The 18,825-nt window shown below is 54.0% G+C and carries 16 protein-coding genes; 4 read left to right on the forward strand and 12 right to left on the reverse strand.

The window, feature by feature from the left end; translation table 11 throughout:
- Positions 1-153 precede the first annotated feature (153 nt).
- Positions 154-1,338 carry an MFS transporter gene (locus BV494_RS20670; RefSeq protein WP_104924518.1) on the reverse strand — a complete coding sequence of 395 codons (1,185 nt, stop codon included), beginning with the start codon at positions 1,336-1,338 and terminating at the stop codon, positions 154-156.
- Positions 1,339-1,485: 147 nt separating this feature from the next.
- On the opposite strand from BV494_RS20670, the gene BV494_RS20675 reads away from it, so the two are divergent.
- Positions 1,486-2,361 (forward strand): LysR family transcriptional regulator, encoded by an 876-nt coding sequence (locus BV494_RS20675; protein WP_104924519.1) that lies wholly within the window; start codon positions 1,486-1,488, stop codon positions 2,359-2,361.
- Between the two features lie 61 nt (positions 2,362-2,422).
- On the opposite strand, the gene proX is transcribed toward BV494_RS20675, so the two are convergent.
- From proX to BV494_RS20700, 5 genes are all read right to left on the reverse strand, one after another.
- Positions 2,423-3,418, reverse strand: a complete 996-nt coding sequence (proX, locus tag BV494_RS20680) for a glycine betaine/L-proline ABC transporter substrate-binding protein ProX (protein WP_104924520.1) — start codon at positions 3,416-3,418, stop codon at positions 2,423-2,425.
- 115 nt (positions 3,419-3,533) lie between these two features.
- Positions 3,534-4,709 carry a glycine betaine/L-proline ABC transporter permease ProW gene (gene proW / locus BV494_RS20685; protein WP_104924521.1) on the reverse strand — a complete coding sequence of 392 codons (1,176 nt, stop codon included), beginning with the start codon at positions 4,707-4,709 and terminating at the stop codon, positions 3,534-3,536.
- Positions 4,706-5,902 (reverse strand): glycine betaine/L-proline ABC transporter ATP-binding protein ProV, encoded by a 1,197-nt coding sequence (gene proV / locus BV494_RS20690; protein WP_104924522.1) that lies wholly within the window; start codon positions 5,900-5,902, stop codon positions 4,706-4,708. Before proV ends, proW begins: the two co-directional genes overlap by 4 nt.
- A gap of 590 nt (positions 5,903-6,492) precedes the next feature.
- A complete protein-coding gene (locus BV494_RS20695) occupies positions 6,493-7,206 on the reverse strand; it encodes a response regulator (protein ID WP_104924523.1) in 714 nt (237 codons plus the stop codon).
- A complete protein-coding gene (locus tag BV494_RS20700) occupies positions 7,199-8,851 on the reverse strand; it encodes an ATP-binding protein (RefSeq protein WP_104924524.1) in 1,653 nt (550 codons plus the stop codon). Before BV494_RS20700 ends, BV494_RS20695 begins: the two co-directional genes overlap by 8 nt.
- Positions 8,852-9,170: 319 nt before the next feature.
- Between BV494_RS20700 and BV494_RS20705 the strand changes: the two genes are divergently transcribed.
- Together BV494_RS20705 and BV494_RS20710 are read left to right on the forward strand one after the other, a co-directional pair.
- The gene (locus tag BV494_RS20705) at positions 9,171-10,526 is read left to right on the forward strand and encodes a 2-hydroxycarboxylate transporter family protein (RefSeq protein ID WP_104924525.1); all 1,356 of its coding nucleotides are present in this window, start codon (positions 9,171-9,173) and stop codon (positions 10,524-10,526) included.
- Positions 10,527-10,714: 188 nt separating this feature from the next.
- Complete coding sequence (locus BV494_RS20710; RefSeq protein ID WP_104924526.1) at positions 10,715-11,275, forward strand: NlpC/P60 family protein; 561 nt, start codon at positions 10,715-10,717, stop codon at positions 11,273-11,275.
- Between the two features lie 63 nt (positions 11,276-11,338).
- Here BV494_RS20710 and mgrA read toward each other — a convergent pair whose 3' ends face one another.
- From mgrA to BV494_RS20740, 6 genes are all read right to left on the reverse strand, one after another.
- Positions 11,339-12,379 carry an L-glyceraldehyde 3-phosphate reductase gene (gene mgrA, locus BV494_RS20715; RefSeq protein ID WP_104924527.1) on the reverse strand — a complete coding sequence of 347 codons (1,041 nt, stop codon included), beginning with the start codon at positions 12,377-12,379 and terminating at the stop codon, positions 11,339-11,341.
- A gap of 240 nt (positions 12,380-12,619) precedes the next feature.
- Positions 12,620-13,603, reverse strand: coding sequence for a class 1b ribonucleoside-diphosphate reductase subunit beta (nrdF, locus tag BV494_RS20720; RefSeq protein WP_104924528.1), 984 nt, complete (start codon positions 13,601-13,603; stop codon positions 12,620-12,622).
- 20 nt (positions 13,604-13,623) lie between these two features.
- Positions 13,624-15,786, reverse strand: a complete 2,163-nt coding sequence (nrdE, locus tag BV494_RS20725) for a class 1b ribonucleoside-diphosphate reductase subunit alpha (RefSeq protein WP_104924529.1) — start codon at positions 15,784-15,786, stop codon at positions 13,624-13,626.
- A complete protein-coding gene (gene nrdI, locus BV494_RS20730) occupies positions 15,768-16,172 on the reverse strand; it encodes a class Ib ribonucleoside-diphosphate reductase assembly flavoprotein NrdI (protein ID WP_104924530.1) in 405 nt (134 codons plus the stop codon). The genes nrdE and nrdI overlap by 19 nt, the downstream gene beginning before the upstream one ends.
- A 10-nt stretch (positions 16,173-16,182) precedes the next feature.
- Positions 16,183-16,422 carry a glutaredoxin-like protein NrdH gene (nrdH, locus tag BV494_RS20735; RefSeq protein ID WP_101079325.1) on the reverse strand — a complete coding sequence of 80 codons (240 nt, stop codon included), beginning with the start codon at positions 16,420-16,422 and terminating at the stop codon, positions 16,183-16,185.
- Between the two features lie 257 nt (positions 16,423-16,679).
- Positions 16,680-17,111 (reverse strand): carboxymuconolactone decarboxylase family protein, encoded by a 432-nt coding sequence (locus BV494_RS20740; RefSeq protein ID WP_104924531.1) that lies wholly within the window; start codon positions 17,109-17,111, stop codon positions 16,680-16,682.
- Between the two features lie 122 nt (positions 17,112-17,233).
- Between BV494_RS20740 and pdxR the strand changes: the two genes are divergently transcribed.
- Complete coding sequence (gene pdxR / locus BV494_RS20745; RefSeq protein WP_104924532.1) at positions 17,234-18,706, forward strand: MocR-like pyridoxine biosynthesis transcription factor PdxR; 1,473 nt, start codon at positions 17,234-17,236, stop codon at positions 18,704-18,706.
- Positions 18,707-18,825: the final 119 nt, after the last annotated feature.

Below are 18,825 nucleotides of genomic sequence, written 5' to 3' on the forward strand. Positions count from 1 at the left end.
ACCGGTAGGATGCCGGCGAATAATTTATGGCGTAAACATTACCAGACTGTAAGTATTGTTAACACCCTTTGGTTCAAATAAATTTCCAGTATGATTATTCGCAAGCTAATCAGGAGGGGTGATGATTCCCTCCTGATGTAATTTCGTCCGTTATCAGGCCAGCTTGTGTTTATACCCTTTCAGCCAGACCAGTAAATTGAGTACGCACATGATGGTGCCTGCCACTGAGACCCCATACCAGCCCGCCGTTTGATAAGCCGAAGCCGACACCAAAGACCCTACCGCGCCGCCAATAAAGTACGTCGTCATGTAACCGGCGGTCAGACGGTTACGCGCTTCCGGCATCGATTTGTAGATCACGCTTTGGTTGGTGATGTGCACGCCCTGAACCGAAAGGTCCAAAACAATGATGCCGACGATCAGTGAGATCACCGAATGCTGGCCATAAGCAATCGCCGCCCAGGACAGCAAAAGCAGAATCAGTCCCGCCGTTGTCGTCAGATGCGCTTTACCTTTATCGGCCAGATGTCCTGCACGCGTAGCCGCCAGCGCACCCGCCGCGCCGACCAGACCAAACAGGCCAATGACCCCTTCGGAATAGTGATACGCCGGACCGGCCAGCAGGAACGCCATCGAGGTCCACAAAATGCTGAAGTTGGCAAAGCAGAACATACCGATCAGCGCGCGGGTACGTAAAACCGGCGTGTGGATAAACAGGGTGAAAATGGATTTGAGCAGTTGCGGATAGTTAAGATCCGTATGTTGCTGATGTTTTGGCAGTTTGCGCCACAACACCAGCGCCATAATAATCATCAGCGCACTGGCAACCCAGTACACCGTCCGCCAGCCGCCGAGCGTCGCCAGCGCACCGGCAACCGTCCGGGCCAGCAGAATACCCAGCAACAGGCCGGACATAATCAGTCCGACCACTTTACCGCGCCGCTCCGGTACCGCCAGCGTCGCCGCCAGCGGCACCAGAATTTGCGCCACCACCGAGAACAGCCCGGTCAGCGCCGTACCCACCAGCATAATGGTCAGCGTCGGTGCCATGGCGGTGATCAGCAATCCGGCGGCCGAGAGAAGTGTCATCAGCACAATCAGTCGGCGGCGTTCAAACATATCGCCCAGCGGAACGATAAACATCAGCCCGCAGGCATAACCCAGCTGAGCGACGGTGACGATAAAACCGGCCTGATTAACGGAAAGGCTGAACGCGCGCGCAATGGTTTCCAGCAGCGGCTGCGGATAATAATTACTGGCGACGGCAAGCCCGGTGGCCACCGCCATCAGCATGATCAGCGCCGGGCTGAGCGTGACAGGTGTTTTTGAGTTTTTCATTATGAAAGTCAGTCTTTTTTATTGGAGATAGCGATAAGCCGCTGGTATGAAACTTCAGGAATGCAGCAGAGGCCCAGTATCGTTCACTCTTAAATATTAAACCAATGTATAGTTTTGATTAAAACTATCTCATTTTGCGATTGATCGATGAACCTCAAACAGATCCGGTTTGCCCTTGCCGTGGCGCAGGAACAGAACTTTACCCGGGCGGCGCAGCGCTGCCATACCGTGCAATCTGCACTGAGCCACCAGATTGCAAAACTTGAGGAAGAGCTGGGCAGTACGCTGTTCGAGCGGACGTCCAGACAGGTCAAACTGACCGCCGCTGGCCGTGCATTTCTGGCTCCTGCAGAGAAATTGCTGGCCGCGCAGGGGGAATTGCTCGACACCATGGAAGCCCTGAAAGGCGAAATCAGCGGCACGCTCACGGTCGGTACGATATCAACGCTGAACGCGATAGATGTGGTCGGTCAGCTGGCGCGTTTTACGCAGCGCTATCCGCGGGTGAACATCCGGCTCTACGTAGGAATGAGTGAAAAGCTGCTTGAAGACGTGCAACAGGGCCGGACCGACGTGGCCTTTGTCGGCCTGTGGCCGGGTGACAGAGCGTCGATCAAACTGCCACACCGCCAGCTTTGTGATGAACCGCTGGTGGCGCTGGTCAGCCCGAACCATGTTTACGCGCAACGTGGGACGGTGGCGTTAAGCGAGCTGGCGCAGGTGCCGCTGGTGGATTTCTATGCCGGTTCCGGTGCGCGCCGCCAGACCGATAACGCTTTCAAAGAAGCCGGAATTACCCGCCATGTCAGCTTTGAAATCGATCATATCGAGTGGCTGGAAAATATCGTCCGCCGCTCGCTCGCCGTCGGCATTGTGCCGCTTTCACGGATTCAGGCCGGCAGCGATCTGGTGTCGATCCCAATCGAAAACGCGCCGCGCCGTCAGGTTTTTTGTGTCTGGCAAACCACGATGTCCCTGGCCGGGCAACGCTTTCTGGCAATCTCCGAAGACGACACGCTGTAAACACAAAAAAAACGGGCGGAGATTTCTCCCCGCCCGCTGGTCTTACTGAGTTGATTTTGGGTTACTTCGCGGCGGCAGCGGCTTCTTTCACCCAGCCATCGAACTCTTCCTGGTGGGCTTTAATCCAGCCGTCGGTCTGCGCGTCGATATCGGCATCCGAGTTTTTACCGGCGTGCATTGCGGCATTCTGCGCATTGATGTCTTTCAGCGGTAATTTCATGATGGCAAACAGCTTCGCGGCGGCCGGATTTTTCTCCGCCCAGGCTTTGTTCGCCACGATGTGCATGGTACTCACTGCAAAACCGTAGTTTTTGCCGTTGGGTAATGTGGTATCAGCGTTTTTATTGCCCGGCACCACGGAGAACGGCACCTGCATCCACAACACATCTTTGCCCGGAATCAGCACGTTGCTGACCCAGTACGGCGTCCAGGTGTAATAGAAAATCGGTTTACCTTCTTTGTATCGCGTGATGGTGTCGGCGATCATTGCGGAATAGTTACCCTGATTATGCGTCACGGTTTTTTCCAGGCCGTAGGCTTTCAGCTGTTCATTGATCGCCGCTTCACAACCCCAGCCCGGCGTACAACCGGTCAGATCGGCTTTGCCGTCTCCGTTGGTATCAAACAGCCTGGCGAGCTTCGGATCTTTAAGCTGTTCGATGTTGGTGATGTGATACTGCTCGGCGGTTTTCTTATCGATAAGCCAGCCCTGCGCTGCGCCGGTGACATAGGTCCCTTCGCGATAGAACACTTTATCGCCACCGGCGGCTTTGTACATTTCATCATGCAGCGGCGACCAGTTCACGGCGGTAAACGTGGCATCACCGGCGGCAATCGTGGTGTAGCCGACGTTGTAATCCACTTCACGGGTTGGCTGAACGTCATAGCCCAGTTTTTCCAGCGCCTTGTTCACCAGTTCCGTCTGGAAGGTTTCTTCGCTGATGGTGCTTTGAATCGGTGTCACGCTGACGCCTTTACCCGGAAGATCGGCGGCGAACGTTGTGGCTGTGGTAAATGTGGTGAGGGCGGCGACCGCCAAAATCGAAGTTGTACGCATGGTGAATCCTCATTCTTTTTAAGTTGATAGCTTATGAGTGGATTGGATGGACTGCGTTGTTTTAGCTTTTGAGCGTTCCCGGCAGCGAACCGCCGGGAAAAGTGCAGTGTGTGAATCAGGCTTTTTTAACGAAAGGCTTCATCACCAGACCGACCGGTCCGCGGGTGAACCAGCGGTGACCGCCTTTGCTGCGGCTGTCACGGCCCATTGACTGCGTCAGGCGGTCGAGGATGATGGCGAGAATAACGATACCCGCACCACCGACCGACGCGAGGCCCATATCCAGACGGCCAATCCCGCGCAGAACCATCTGACCCAGACCACCGACGGCGATCATCGAGGCGATAACCACCATCGACAGCGCCAGCATCAGCGTCTGGTTAATCCCGGCCATGATGGTCGGCATCGCCAGCGGAAGCTGAACTTTAAACAGCAGCTGGCTCGGGCTGGAACCGAAGGATTTCGCGGCTTCGATCAGATCTTCCGGGACCTGGTTGATCCCCAGAATCGTCAGACGCACGACCGGTGGCAGGGCGAAGATAATGGTGACCACCACGCCCGGCACGTTACCGATACCAAACAGCATGACGATCGGCACCAGATACACGAACGCCGGTGTCGTCTGCATGGCGTCGAGCAGAGGCCGGATAATTTTCGCCGCCCGCTGACTGCGCGCCAGCCATATCCCCATCGGCAAACCGATCAGAATACAGAAGAACAGCGAGGTCAGAACCAGCGCCAGCGTCACCATCGCCTGTGACCACGCGCCGATTGCGCCGATCAGCACCAGAGAAACCAGCGTGGCGGCACCCATGCCTAAACCGGCCATCTGCCAGGCGAGCAGGGCGAAGATCAGAATCGCAATGGGCGCTGGCAGCGATTCCAGCCCGCTTTGAAAACCGCTTAGTATAAAATCGACCGGCACGCGGATCCCCTGGAAGACCGGGCGGAAGTTGCCGACCAGCCAGTCGATCCCGCTGGTTACCCAGTGGTCGAGCGGGATCAGCGTGCTGTGAAACGGATCCAGAATATTAAAATGCTGATGCTGTTCCGGTGCGACGCTCAGCCAGTCGTTGGCCTGTGCGGCGGCATGGTGCGTGGTGTCCGGCGCGCTGGTCGTGGCATCGCTGCCGCTACCCCACGGATCGCCACCGGCTGCGGCATCGGGCTGCGGCGCAACGCCACCGCTGGCGTTATCTGCACTCCACGGATCCACGGAAGCATCCAGTGGCTGAGCCTGAGCCGCCTGCGCGTGCTGAAGAACTGCATGGTTTATGGTTGAGTTGCTCATTCGTTACCCCCTTCTTTATCCAGAGCCTGAAGCAGCATGGCTTTGGAAATAATGCCGATATAGTTATTGTCCTCATTGATCACCGGTACAGCGCAAGGCGCGGCGGCAACATGAGAAATCAGTTCGCTGAGCGGCATATCTGCCTGCACCGGTGCCGGTGATTCCAGCAGGGCGCTTTCCAGCGGCTGATTGGCTTTCAGCGCGGTTTTCAGGGATTCAATCGACACGACGCCGATGAATTTCTGTCCGCGTTCCAGCACATAACCATATTCGCGGTCTTCGTCTTCGAGCAGCTTGAGTGCGGCACGCGGACCAAAACCGGGGGTTTTACGAATGAGCGCGCCACGACGGCGGGCAATGTCTTTGGCGCTGAAGACCTGACTGATATCGACACCGCGGAAAAAGGTGCGGACATAGTCATTGGCCGGATTATTGAGGATATCTTCCGGCGTACCGACCTGAACCACTTCGCCGCCCTGCATAATCGCAATGCGGTCGCCGATGCGCATGGCTTCGTCGAGGTCATGGGAAATAAACACGATGGTGCGCTGATGCTGCGCCTGTAGCTTCACCAGTTCATCCTGCATTTCGGTACGGATTAACGGATCGAGCGCCGAGAAGGCTTCATCCATCAGCAGAATATCAGGGTTATTGGCCATCGCACGGGCTAAGCCGACGCGCTGACGCATCCCGCCGGACAATTCATCCGGATAAGAATTGGCATAGTTTTCCAGCCCGACCTGACGCAGCGCATCCAGCGCTTTGGCATTACGCTCTGCCACCGGCACCCCGGCCAGCTCCATACCAAACGCCGTATTATTCAACACGGTCAGGTGTGGCATCAGCGCAAAGGACTGAAATACCATACTGATTTTACTGCGACGCACCTGGCGTAATTTTGATTCTGAGATTTTGGCGATGTCTTCGCCGTCGATCAGTACTTCGCCACGGGTGGGCTCTATCAGACGATTGAGAAGGCGTACCATGGTGGATTTACCGGAACCGGATAACCCCATGATGACGAAAATCTCGCCTTCTTCAATGGCCAGACTGGCATCTTTAACGCCAAGTGACAGACCGGTTTTCTCAAAAATTTCTTCTTTACCCTTGCCTGCGTCAATCATCTTGAAAGCGCGATCCGGGTTCTCGCCAAACACCTTATAAAGATTTTTTACTTCGATTTTAATTGCCATGCAATATGCATTCCTTGGATATAAATAGCCTTATCGGCTTGATGTCTAATTTTTCTGTTGAAACGTATAGTTTTTTTGCCTGTTACATAATAGTGAACGCTTTATACCCTAACACACCAAAATTCTGAGACAAGTCTCAATGTTTCTCAAAGATATTCATGGTTGCGTTTCTGGTGGCGTATTTTTATGTATTGTGCGCGTCTAATTTAAGTCAGCACTGGTTGACATTTAATGACAATTTTAAAGGTTCTGTGAGTCTTGTTTCCTGCCTAATTATCTGACGTGTGCGTTTCGCTGAATATATAACTAATGCATTGATTATAAATGAATTAATGCCTTCTTGTTTTGTAGGGTTTTTGGCGGTTTAAATAGTGTGATTAAGACGGATTTAATGCGAATTTCATCTCGGGGTTTGCAATGTGTAAATAGTGATTTCAGCTTGGACTGAAAGCCCCGTATTTACCGGTTGTCTGAAAGGTGAATATTCTCGGAAATAATCGCACTGTGCAGGGCGAAATGCGGGAATTTGGCCAGCGGAGCCGCTGGCCGTGAAGGCGAAATTCAGAGGGGCAGAACGCCATAATTCGGGTTCAGGAGGAGGATTTTTCCTCAGTCACTATTTTCCGGTACAGACGCCTCGGATGGCCGATATTTCCGTACTGCATCTCGACGCCGATAAAGCCAATTTCCACACAATATTCCAGATAACGGCGGCCGGTGGTTTTGCTGATCCCAACCTCTTCAACCACCTGTTCCACTGACCAGCTAACGTCGGGTTTCGCGGTGAAAACCCGCTGAACCAGTTCGAGCGTATTCGGCTCAATCCCTTTCGCAGAAGGGGCTGGCGGCGTATCGCTGGCGGGCAGATTAAACAACTTATCCAGCGCCCGCTGATCGACCACTTTCACATTGCGCAGGGTTTGCACCAGTTGCATGAAACGCTCGAGCGAGCTGCGCAGGCGGTGAAACGACACCGGCTTAATAATGTAGTCAAACGCGCCGCTGCGCATGGCGTGGCTGCACGTCTGCATATCGCTGGCCGCGGTAATGAAAATCACCGAGCAGTCGAAGCTTTTGAGCAGCGGGCTGTCGATCAGATCTACGCCCTGGCCGTCTGGCAGATAATTATCCAGCAGCACCAGCCTCGGCTGATGCAACCGCAATAGCGAACGGGCCTGTTCCAGCGTGGCGGCAATTCCCACCACGCGCAGGTTAAAGTTTTGCTCGATAAAATCACGGTGCAGACCGGCAAGGTGCGGCTCGTCTTCCACAATCACGACATCGAGTGCGCTGCTGTTATTCATGTTGCTGTCCTGTTGACCTCTCTGACGGATACGGGATAAACACTGAAAATATCGTACCCTGAGGCGCATTGTCTGAGATTTCGATGCTGCCGCCTGCCTGACGGACATAACCGGCCACCAGATAAAGCCCGATACCGTGCTCCGCGCCGGTCATCTCATCGCCGCCGGAGGGCTTCGAGGTGACGCCTTGTTCAAACAGATTCGGCTTCAGGGCATCATCGACGCCGCCACCGCGATCCGCCACCTCAATCAGCAGCTCGCGGTTCCTGTCTGAAATATACAGTTCTACCGGGGAAACTGGCGCGCCAGCTTTCAGCGTGGCGTCCACGGCGTTATCGAGCAGGTTGCCGATCACCGACATCAGCTCGGTTTCGCCGATGACCGGCGGGATCCGGGTTAACTGACACGCCGGATCAAACACCAGCTCGACGCCTTTCTCGCGTGCACTGACGAATTTCCCCAGCAGCAGCCCGCAAAGGGCGGGTGACGTAAAGCGCGCTGACACGAAATCCAGCACCGCCTGCGCGCCTTCCGACTGTGCCTGAATGTAATGCATCGCGTCATCGTAACGCTGCATTTGCAGCAAACCGGCCAGCGTCGCCGTCCAGTTCAGCTGTTCATGGCGCATGATGCGCAGGCTGTCGGCGTAACGTTTCACCTGACTCAGCTGGCTGCTCAGCGTATTAATGTCATTTTTATCGCGGAAGCTGAACACCCATCCGCTTTCTTTGCCCGGCTCCAGCTCCATCGGCACGCGGTTCACGATCACCTGGCGCTGGTTAAGCACGGTGATCTGATCATGGCGGCTGCTATTGTCCTGAATGCCACTTTGCGTAAAGAACGCGGGCGGCGTGTGGAGCACCTCTTCCAGAGGTTTACCGAGCAACTCGTTTTCCGGCTGACGGATATCGAGCAACTCCCTGGCGGCGCGGTTAATGGAAATCAGCTGCTTCTCAGCATTAATCGCAAATACGCCTTCGTACATGGCTTCCAGCAGTGCTTTTTGCTGGCGAACCAGCAGCGCAATGTCTTTGGGTTCGAGCCAGAACATCTGTTTTTTGACGTTGCGGGTAAACATCCACGAGAAAATAAACAGCAGTAATAGAAGAAGAAGACCGTATAAACCGGCCTGCGCCAGACGGTGGCCGTTAATATTGTCGATGTAAGACGTGAGATAGCCGACCGACACAATGCCGATGACCTGATTATTTTCGTCGAGGATTGGCGCTTTGCTGCGTAATGACACGCCGATGCCGCCCTGACGCACCGATATAATGGTTTTCCCGGCCAGCACTTCCGCGTTATCGCCGCCAATCATCGGCAGGTCTATTCTGTCGGGGGATTCGGAGTGATAAAGATGCCGCTCGCGGACGTCACCAATCACGATATAGCTGGCATCACTCTTATCGCGTAACGGCTGGATAAGGCGTGCAATTCCCGGCACATCCCGACGGGCGACTTTCTCCGCCAGCCCCGGCATCAGCGCAATTTCGCTGGCCTGAACTCTGGCGCGTTGCCCCAGATCGTGATGCAACTGGCGGTCGATGATATGAAACAAAATAGCGCCCAGCAGCACCAGCAACAGGCAGGAAAATACCACCAGAGATAAAAAGAGTTTTACCTGAAAAGGTAATCTTAATTTCATACATCCCGCCAAAAGCCAGTCCTCAGATACTCATCGAATAAGCGTACCACGGCGAAAACGCCGCCGTAATCTGGCATAAGCGAAGTTGTGAACGAAGAAGATAAATAGAAGGCAATTCACGCAGTGATTGCAGGGTTAATTGCGGGTTTTACTACTTATCTGATAATCCTTATAAATTTGGACGCATTAACTCCATAAACACCATAACAACCTTTATCCCTGCGGTTTTAATTTGAACAACCTCACATCCGGCTGACCGGCCATTTTCATATGCTCAGGCTATCAATAAGAAAAGACTTCAGAAGAAAGAGGCAATGTCATGAGCACAACAGACGATTCCTACATCGCTGTCAAAGAAACAAAAACCTCCGGCATGTCTGCCCGGCAAAAATGGTGGCACATTCTGGATAACTACAAAATTGGGATTATCCCGCTGCCGTTTTTCCTGCTGGCGGGCGTGCTGATCCTGCTCGATTGCCTGAACGGCAAACTGCCCAGCGATATCGTGGTGATGGTGGCCACTTTGGCGTTCTTCGGTTTTGCCTGCGGTGAATTCGGCAAGCGTCTGCCGGTGGTCGGCAAACTCGGCGCGGCGGCGATTTGCGCCACCTTTATTCCGTCCGCGATGGTGCATTACGGCCTGCTGCCGGACGTCGTGGTCGATTCCACGGTCAAATTCTATAAATCCACCAACATTCTGTATCTCTACATCTGCTGCATTATTGTCGGCAGCATCATGAGCATGAACCGTCAGGTGCTGATCCAGGGCTTTATGCGGATCTTCGTGCCGATGCTGTGCGGAGAAATTGTCGGGATGATCGCCGGAATGGCGATGGGCACGGCGTTAGGTTTACCGCCGGTGCAAACCTTCTTCTTCCTGATCCTGCCGATCATGGCCGGTGGCGTCGGTGAAGGCGCGATCCCGCTGTCGATGGGTTACGCGACCATTCTGCACATGGAGCAGGGTGTGGCGCTCGGGCGGATCCTGCCGATTGTCATGCTGGGCGGTCTGACGGCGATTGTGCTGGCGGGTGTACTGAATCAGCTCGGAAAACGTTATCCACATCTGACCGGCGAAGGTTCGCTGATGCCAACCAAAGAAGGCAATATCGGCAGCGGAACCGATGAGTTTCAGGGCAATCCCGGTGTGAATGCGCTGGCCTGCGGCGCGCTGCTGGCGATCCTGCTGTATATGGTCGGGATGCTCGGGCAAAAATGGATTGGCCTGCCTGCGCCGGTCGGGATGTTGTTCGCGGCGGTGCTGGTGAAACTGGCAAACGGCATTTCGCCGACCATCCAGCACGGTTCGATGACGGTATATAAATTCTTCCGCACGGCCGTCACCTATCCGGTGCTGTTTGCCGTTGGCGTGGCGATTACGCCGTGGCAGGAACTGATCAACGCGTTTACCGTGCAAAATCTGCTGGTGATCGTCACCACGGTGCTGGCGCTGGTGGGCACCGGTTTCTACGTCGGGAAAAAAATCGGTATGCATCCGATTGATGTCGCCATTGTTTCCTGTTGCCAGAGCGGGCAGGGCGGCACTGGCGACGTAGCCATTCTGACCTCCGGTAACCGCATGACGCTGATGCCTTTCGCCCAAATCGCCACCCGCATTGGCGGTGCGATCAACGTTTCCGTCGGGCTTTTCGTGCTGGCGAAGTTCTTCTCCTGATTTCCCTTCGCCCCCTTTTCTGTAAAGGGGGCAAATCTGCAAAAAGTAGAAGTCTCTTTTTGGACTCGTTTCCCGGTGGTTATTTTTCGTCCATCGGTTATTATTTGCGCACTCAACGACGAGTCACCCGCCCCGTACGCTGGTCTACAGGTAAGGATGAAATCTATTTCTGAAAAAAGAACGTTCGCATGTTTCATATTAAAACCCCGATTTATTTTTTATTACTGATAGTCTCTTCTTTCTTTAGCATTAATTCTTTTGCCTTCGAATTGCCAAAGGAATTTACGTCTCTCGGGAAAAAGACGTATTCCCATAAAGAAATTTTTAAATTGCATAATGAAGCGCCTTTATCCGGTAATAATGGGGACGCTGACGAAATTAAAACGGCATTATTATCCCAGTATTCCCGCTGGAAAGGCACGCAGTATCATCTGGGTGGCACCACGCATCAGGGCGTTGACTGCTCTGCGCTGATGCAGCATCTGTTTAATGATTCCCTGCATCATCCGTTGCCACGTACGACGTTTGAGCAAATTAAAAACGGAAAAAAAGTCAGTAAAAATAACCTTCAGCCCGGTGATTTAGTCTTTTTCAAAACGACAGATGCCGACCGCCACGTGGGCGTTTATATTGGCGACAATCAGTTTATTCATGCTTCTAAAATTGAAGGTGTGACAATATCGTCACTGGATAATCAGTATTGGGTCAATCATTATGAAACAGCGCGCCGTCTGGAATTAATGAGTTAACGCTTATTTATTAAAAGGGCGGATAAATATCATCCACCTTTTAATGACTGATTATTTATCTGCTTATTTATCTGATGATGTCTGCCACAAATTTAACTGACCGTCTGAGACATGCTGATCAATCGCCGCCAGCTCTCCGGCGGTGAAGCGCAGGTTTTCCAGCGCCCTGACGTTTTCTTCCAGCTGTTCAGGGCGGCTGGCGCCGATCAGCACGGACGTCACACGGTCGTCTTTCAGCAACCAGCTCAGCGCCATCTGCGCCATGCTCTGTCCGCGCTTATGCGCCATGTCATTAAGCAAACGCAGGCTGTTGAGATTCGCATCGGTCAGCATTTTTTCATTCAGCCCGCGCACTTTATTGCCTTCCACCTGCATGCGCGAACCGTCCGGGATCCCGTTCAGATACTTACCGGTCAGCAGCCCCTGCGCCAGCGGCGTGAACGCGATACAGCCTGCGCCGTTTTGTTTGAGCGTATCCAGCAGGCCGCTTTTATCCACCCAGCGGTTCAGCAGATTGTAAGAAGGCTGGTGGATCAGCAGTGGCACTTTCAGCTCGCGCAGCAGTTCCGCCATTTTCTGTGTACGTTCCGGCGAATAAGACGAAATCCCGACATACAGCGCCTTACCGCTTTGCACGGCGTAAGCCAGCGCGGCGGCGGTTTCTTCCATCGGCGTTTCTTCATCGACGCGGTGCGAATAAAAGATATCGACGTAATCGAGCCCCATGCGTTGCAGGCTTTGATCCAGACTCGCCAGCAGATATTTGCGCGAACCGCCGGAGCCGTAAGGGCCGGGCCACATGTCGTAACCGGCTTTGGTGGAGATAATCAGCTCATCGCGGTAAGACGAAAAATCCTGACGCAGCAACTTGCCAAAATTCTCTTCGGCGGAACCTGGAGGCGGCCCGTAATTGTTCGCCAGATCGAAATGCGTGATGCCTAAATCAAAGGCCTTTTGCAGCAGGGCGCGCTGGGATTCCAGCGGGCTGACATGGCCGAAGCTGTGCCATAAACCGAGAGAAAGTGCAGGAAGTTTTAAACCACTCTGGCCGCAGCGGCGGAATTGCATGGTTTCATAGCGTGAAGGTGAGGCAGCGTAAAGCATGATGTTTCCTTTTCTCATAGCGTAGGGTTTTGAAACACTGTTTCTATATTAACGCTCAGAGCAATAAGGGCAACACCGGAAGCTGTTTTTAGCTCCCTCCCCTGCGAAGGGGAGGGTTGGGGTGGGGTATTAATGGCCACTGAGTCGCTGCGCCGGTTGCGAAATCAACACCCCATCCCAGCCTTCCCCTCGTGAGAGAGGAAGGAGCAAAGGCAAAACTGCCGATTCACAAGGGGCTACTTAGAAATCCCAGTCCTCGTCTTCGGTATTGACCGCTTTGCCGATCACGTAGGAAGAGCCGGATCCTGAGAAGAAGTCGTGGTTTTCGTCGGCGTTGGGCGATAATGCCGAGAGGATCGCCGGATTGACGTCTGCCATGCTGGCCGGGAACAACGCTTCGTAGCCGAGATTCATCAGCGCTTTGTTGGCGTTGTAGTGCAGGAATTTCTTCACGTCCTCGCTCCAGCCTACGCCATCGTACAATTCTTCGGTGTAGCGGATCTCGTTATCGTACAAATCCTGAATCAGATCAAACGCCTGCTCTTTGATCTGCCGCTGACGTTCTTCGCTTTCCTGCGCCAGCGCTTTCTGGAATTTATAGCCGATGTAATAGCCGTGAACCGCTTCGTCGCGGATGATCAGGCGGATCAGATCCGCGGTATTGGTCAGTTTGGCGCGGCTCGACCAGTACATTGGCAGATAGAAACCGGAATAGAACAGGAACGATTCGAGGAACACGCTGGCGACTTTCTTCATCAGCGGATCTTCGCCGTCGTAATACGACAAAATGATCGCCGCTTTATTTTGCAGCGCGACGTTTTCCTCGCTCCAGCGATAGGCTTCGTCTACGTCCACGGTGGCGCACAGCGTCGAGAAAATCGAGCTGTAAGAACGCGCATGCACCGCTTCCATAAAACAGATATTCGAGTAAACCGCTTCTTCGTGCGGCGTCACGGCGTCTTTCATCAGCGTCGGTGCGCCAACCACGTTTTGCACGGTATCGAGCAGGGTCAGGCCGGTAAATACGCGGATCGTCAGCTGTTTCTCTTGCGCGCTCAGCGTCGCCCAGGACGGAATATCGTTGGATAACGGCACTTTTTCCGGCAGCCAGAAATTGGACGTCAGACGGTTCCAGACTTCCAGATCTTTATCGTCCTGGATCTTGTTCCAGTTGATCGCTTTACTGACCGGCTGCGGCACTAACAATTGTTTTACTGCGCTCATCTTTAAGTCCTTTCAATCGGTTACAGCGTGCAGGAAACGCAGCCCTGAACTTCGGTGCCTTCCAGCGCCATCTGGCGCAGACGGATGTAATAAATGGTTTTGATGCCTTTACGCCAGGCGTAGATCTGCGCTTTGTTGATGTCACGCGTGGTGGCGGTATCGCGGAAAAACAGCGTCAGCGACAACCCCTGATCAACGTGCTGCGTGGCTTCGGCGTAGGTATCAATGATTTTTTCCGGGCCGATTTCATACGCATCCTGGTAGTAATCCAGATTGTCGTTGGTCATAAACGCCGCCGGATAATACACACGGCCAATCTTGCCCTCTTTGCGGATCTCCACGCGGGACACGATCGGGTGAATACTCGACGTTGAATTATTGATGTAAGAAATCGAACCGGTCGGCGGCACTGCCTGTAAGTTCTGGTTATACAAACCGTGCTGCATCACTGACGCTTTCAGCTCCGCCCAGTCCGCAAGCGTCGGAATGTGAATGCCGCTGTCCGCAAACAGTTCACGAACGCGCGCAGTTTTCGGCTGCCATTTTGCGGCCAGCGCGTCATCGACGTATTTATCAAAATAGGCGCCGCTGGCGTAGGTCGAATCGGCAAAGCCTTTGAAGGATTGCTGACGTTCGATGGCAATCAGATTAGAGGCACGGATCGCATGGAAAGCGACGGTGCAGAAATAGATATTGGTGAAATCCAGCCCTTCTTCCGAACCGTAATAAATCCGCTCGCGGCACAGATAACCGTGCAGGTTCATCTGCCCGAGGCCGACAGCGTGAGAATCCTGATTCCCCTGATCGATAGACGGCACCGAGCGGATATGGCTCATATCCGACACCGCCGTCAGTGCGCGAACCGCCATTTCCACCGTATTCCCGAAGTCCGGTGAATCCATTGCCGAGGCGATATTCAGAGAGCCGAGGTTACAGGAAATGTCTTTGCCAATTTCCTGATACGACAGGTCTTCGCCATACACCGTCGGTGAGTTCACCTGCAAAATCTCCGAACACAGGTTGCTCATATTGATGCGACCTTTGATCGGATTGGCGCGGTTAACCGTGTCCTCGAACATCATGTACGGATAGCCGGATTCAAACTGAATTTCCGCCAGCACCTGGAAGAATTCGCGCGCGTTGATTTTGCTTTTGTGAATGCGTTTGTCATTCACCATCTCGCGGTATTTCCCGGTGATGCTGATTTCAGACATCGGCACGCCATAGACTTTCTCGACGTGATACGGCGAAAACAGATACATATCTTCATTGTTTTTCGCCAGCTCGAACGTGATATCCGGAATGACCACGCCAAGGGACAGCGTTTTGATGCGGATTTTCTCGTCGGCGTTTTCACGTTTGGTATCGAGGAAACGCAAAATGTCCGGGTGATGCGCGTTCAGATACACCGCGCCTGCACCCTGACGCGCGCCGAGCTGATTGGCATAAGAGAACGCATCTTCCAGCATTTTCATGATGGGAATCACGCCGGAAGACTGATTTTCGATGCGCTTAATCGGCGCGCCGACTTCGCGGATATTGGTCAGCATAAACGCCACGCCGCCGCCGCGTTTCGACAATTGCAGCGCCGAGTTCACCGAACGGCCAATAGATTCCATGTTGTCTTCGACGCGCAACAGGAAGCACGACACCAGCTCGCCGCGCTGTTTCTTGCCGCAGTTCAGGAAAGTTGGCGTGGCAGGCTGGAAGCGGCCGGAAATAATTTCATCGACAAACTGCCCGGCGAGCTGAATATCCCCGCGCGCCAGCGTCATCGCGACCATACACACGCGGTCTTCGTAACGCTCAAGATAGCGCTTGCCGTCGAAGGTTTTCAGCGTGTAGCTGGTGTAATACTTGAACGCGCCCAGAAAGGTCTGGAAGCGGAATTTGTGGGCGTAAGCCCGTTTGAACAGTTGCTTGATATCCTCAAATTCGTAGCGGTCCAGCACGTCGGCTTCGTAATAGCCTTCTTCCACCAGATAACGCAGCTTCTCCGCCAGATCGTGGAAGAAAACCGTGTTCTGATTGACGTGCTGCAGGAAGTATTGGCGCGCGGCCATGCGGTCTTTATCAAACTGGATCTGGCCGTTAGCGTCGAACAGATTCAGCATCGCGTTCAGCGCGTGATAGTCCGGGCTGCGGGTGCCGGGGTCGGTGATTGCTAGCTCTGTCGCTGCCAAAATTCTGTTACTCCCTGTTTAACCTTTGCAACGTCTTCCGGCGTTCCCAGCAATTCAAAACGATACAGGTAAGGAACCTGACACTTCTGGGAAATAATGTCACCGGCAAGGCAGTACGCTGCGCCGAAGTTGGTGTTGCCAGCGGCGATAACACCGCGGATTAACGAACGGTTATGTTCGTCATTGAGGAATCGGATCACCTGCGTGGGCACCGCGCCTTTTGCCGATCCGCCGCCGTAGCTCGGGACCAGCAAAATATAGGGTTCATCGACACGCAGTTTTGCGCCTGCTCCGCCAATCGGAATGCGGATTGACGGCAAATCAAGTTTGCCGACAAAACGGTGAGTGTTTTCCGAAGAACTGGAGAAATACACTAACGGATGCATCCGTCAGGCCTCAGAAGGCGGTTTGCAGCTGGCGCAGGGCGGAGATTTTGTCCGGACGGAAACCAGACCAGTGGTCGTCGCCGGCCACAATCACCGGAACCTGCTGATAACCCATCGCACGAACCTGCCCGAGTGCCTGCTCATCCTGAGTTAAATCGACCACTTCATAAGCGATGCCTTGTTTGTCTAATGCACGGTACGTCGCGTTGCACTGGACACAGTCTGGTTTACTGTAAATAATAATGCTCATGATTCGTATTTCCATCTGGTAAGAAATCAGAGACAATTTTTGCCTCACCCGCTGTGCCACAGTTTCAGCCGGGAAGAGGCGCGAGATTCGGTGCCATCGTGGCGTCCCGATGCATTGAATACTAGATGTAGTGATTATAATTTTCAACCACACAATATGTAGATTTTCTAAAAATGCTTATTGCAAAAATGACAAAGCCCGCAGGAAGCGGGCTGGCGAGGGGAAACTTTTTTCAGTTCAATTTTTAAGCGGTCAGATTACTGGCGCATTCCCACCGCCAGACGGTTAAACGCATTCATCAGGCCGATAGCAAAAGTCAGTTCTGAAATTTCCACATCGCTGAAATGGGTTTTCAGCGGTTCAAACGTGCTGTCCGGTGCGCCAGTCGCGGCAATCAGCGTCAGCGATTCCGACCAGGCCAGAGCGGCACGTTCGCGTTCAGAATACGCATGGCTTACCTGCCATCCCGCCAGCTGATCCAGTTTGGTCTGATTCACGTCCATTTTACGCAGCGCTTTGGAATGCATATCCAGGCAATACGCACAGCCGTTGATTTGTGAAACGCGCAGGAACGCCAGCTCGATAATCACGTTATCCAGCGGCCCGTTTTCCAGCGCGCCGAGCGCGGCTTTCATTGGCTCCATGACAGAAGAAGACAGGGAATAGTAGGGCAAACGAAGCGTATTCATGGTGATTTCCTGTGGTGAAATTGCGTGATAAACGGATGCGCCATGCATCTCAATGACGGCTACTTTACCCGGCATATGGTCTATACTACAGGGCCATAAAATATCTCATTAAGCAGGTCATGATGAGCCGCTTCGGCCTCGTTTTTTCCCTCGATCCGCAACACAAAGCCCCGCTTTACCGCCAGATATATCAGCGTGTAAAACGGGCAATCATGGAAGGGCAACTCAAACGCGGCAGCCGCGTGCCTTCCGTGCGCGCGCTGGCCAGTGAGCTGGGCGTGGCGCGTGCGACCGTGGAAAACGCCTACGGCCTGCTGACGGCAGAAGGTTTTCTGCAAAGCCGCGGGCAGGCGGGAACAATGGTCAGCGCGCCGGAAAGTCTATCCGCGCCTGCGCCGTCGCCTGCCGCGAAATCTGCTCCGCGCAAGCCGATCAACCCGATGCTGCCTTCCGTCTCGTCGTTACCTTTCCAGCTTGGCCTGCCCGCGCTTGATGCTTTCCCGCGTGCAATCTGGTCGCGCATTGTGGCGCGTCAGAGCCGCCATACCGCGATGAACGATCTGGGCCATCCGCCGCTGACCGGCATTGACGCGCTGCGTGCGTCGGTGGCGCGGTACCTCCAGCTTTCCCGTGGCTTTACCTGCCGTCCCGAACAGATTTTTATCTGCGGCGGTTATGCGCCGGTGCTGGATCTGATTATCGGCAGCCTTTTGCAGCCGGGCGACGGCGTGTGGCTGGAAGATCCCGGCTATCCGGTTACGCAGGCGTTTTTCCGCGCCGCCGGTGCTACCCCGCTTGCGGTGAATGTCGATGAAGAGGGCATGAACGTTCCGCAGGCCGTGGCACACCATCCGCACGCCCGTTTTGCCGTGGTGACGCCTGCGCATCAAAGCCCGCTTGGCGTGACGATGAGCCTCTCGCGGCGCATGGCGCTGCTGGACTGGGCAGCAAAACAACAGGCGTGGATTATCGAAGATGATTACGACAGCGAATTCCGCTATCACGGCCAGCCGTTACCGTCGCTGAAAAGCCTCGATACGCAGGGACGCGTGATTTATGCCGGGACATTCAGCAAAGTCATGTTTCCTGCGCTGCGTTGTGGCTATGTCGTGGTGCCGGAAAGTCTGGTGGAAAAAATCGAAGCCTATTGCCCGCTGCGGATCTGCGGCACGCCGCCGCTGATTCAGGCGGGCATTACCGAGTTTATCGATCAGGGGCATTTTTACCGGCATCTGAAACGGATGCGCCAGCTTTACGCCGAACGGCGCGGTTATCTTGAACAGGCGCTGAAGGCGGCGTTTTCGCCCGACGTTTTACAGGTTAACCGGCAGGCAGGCGGGATCCAGCTTTGCACCACGCTAAACAGTACGCTGGACGATGCGCTGATTGCCAAAAATGCGCGGGAACAGGGGCTGGCGGTGCAGGCACTTTCCGACTGGCAGGTTCAGCGCCGCGATCGCCACGACCGGCTGCGGCCCAACGGTTTGCTGATGGGTTTTCCCAACATCAGCTCACAGGAAATGGCGAATTTGCTGGTGGCGCGGCTGGCGCAGATTGTTACAGATTCCGGCATGATAACGGGATCCACAAAATAGAAAACGGAGCCCGAAGGCTCCGTCATCTTTTTAGCAATCGCGCAGCAATGAGGGAGCCACGCGGGTGTTTCAGATTTTTAACGCATATTCCCGACACAGGAAAGAAACACCGCCAATTG

The organism is Rahnella sikkimica, from assembly GCF_002951615.1.
Classification (GTDB): domain Bacteria; phylum Pseudomonadota; class Gammaproteobacteria; order Enterobacterales; family Enterobacteriaceae; genus Rahnella; species Rahnella sikkimica.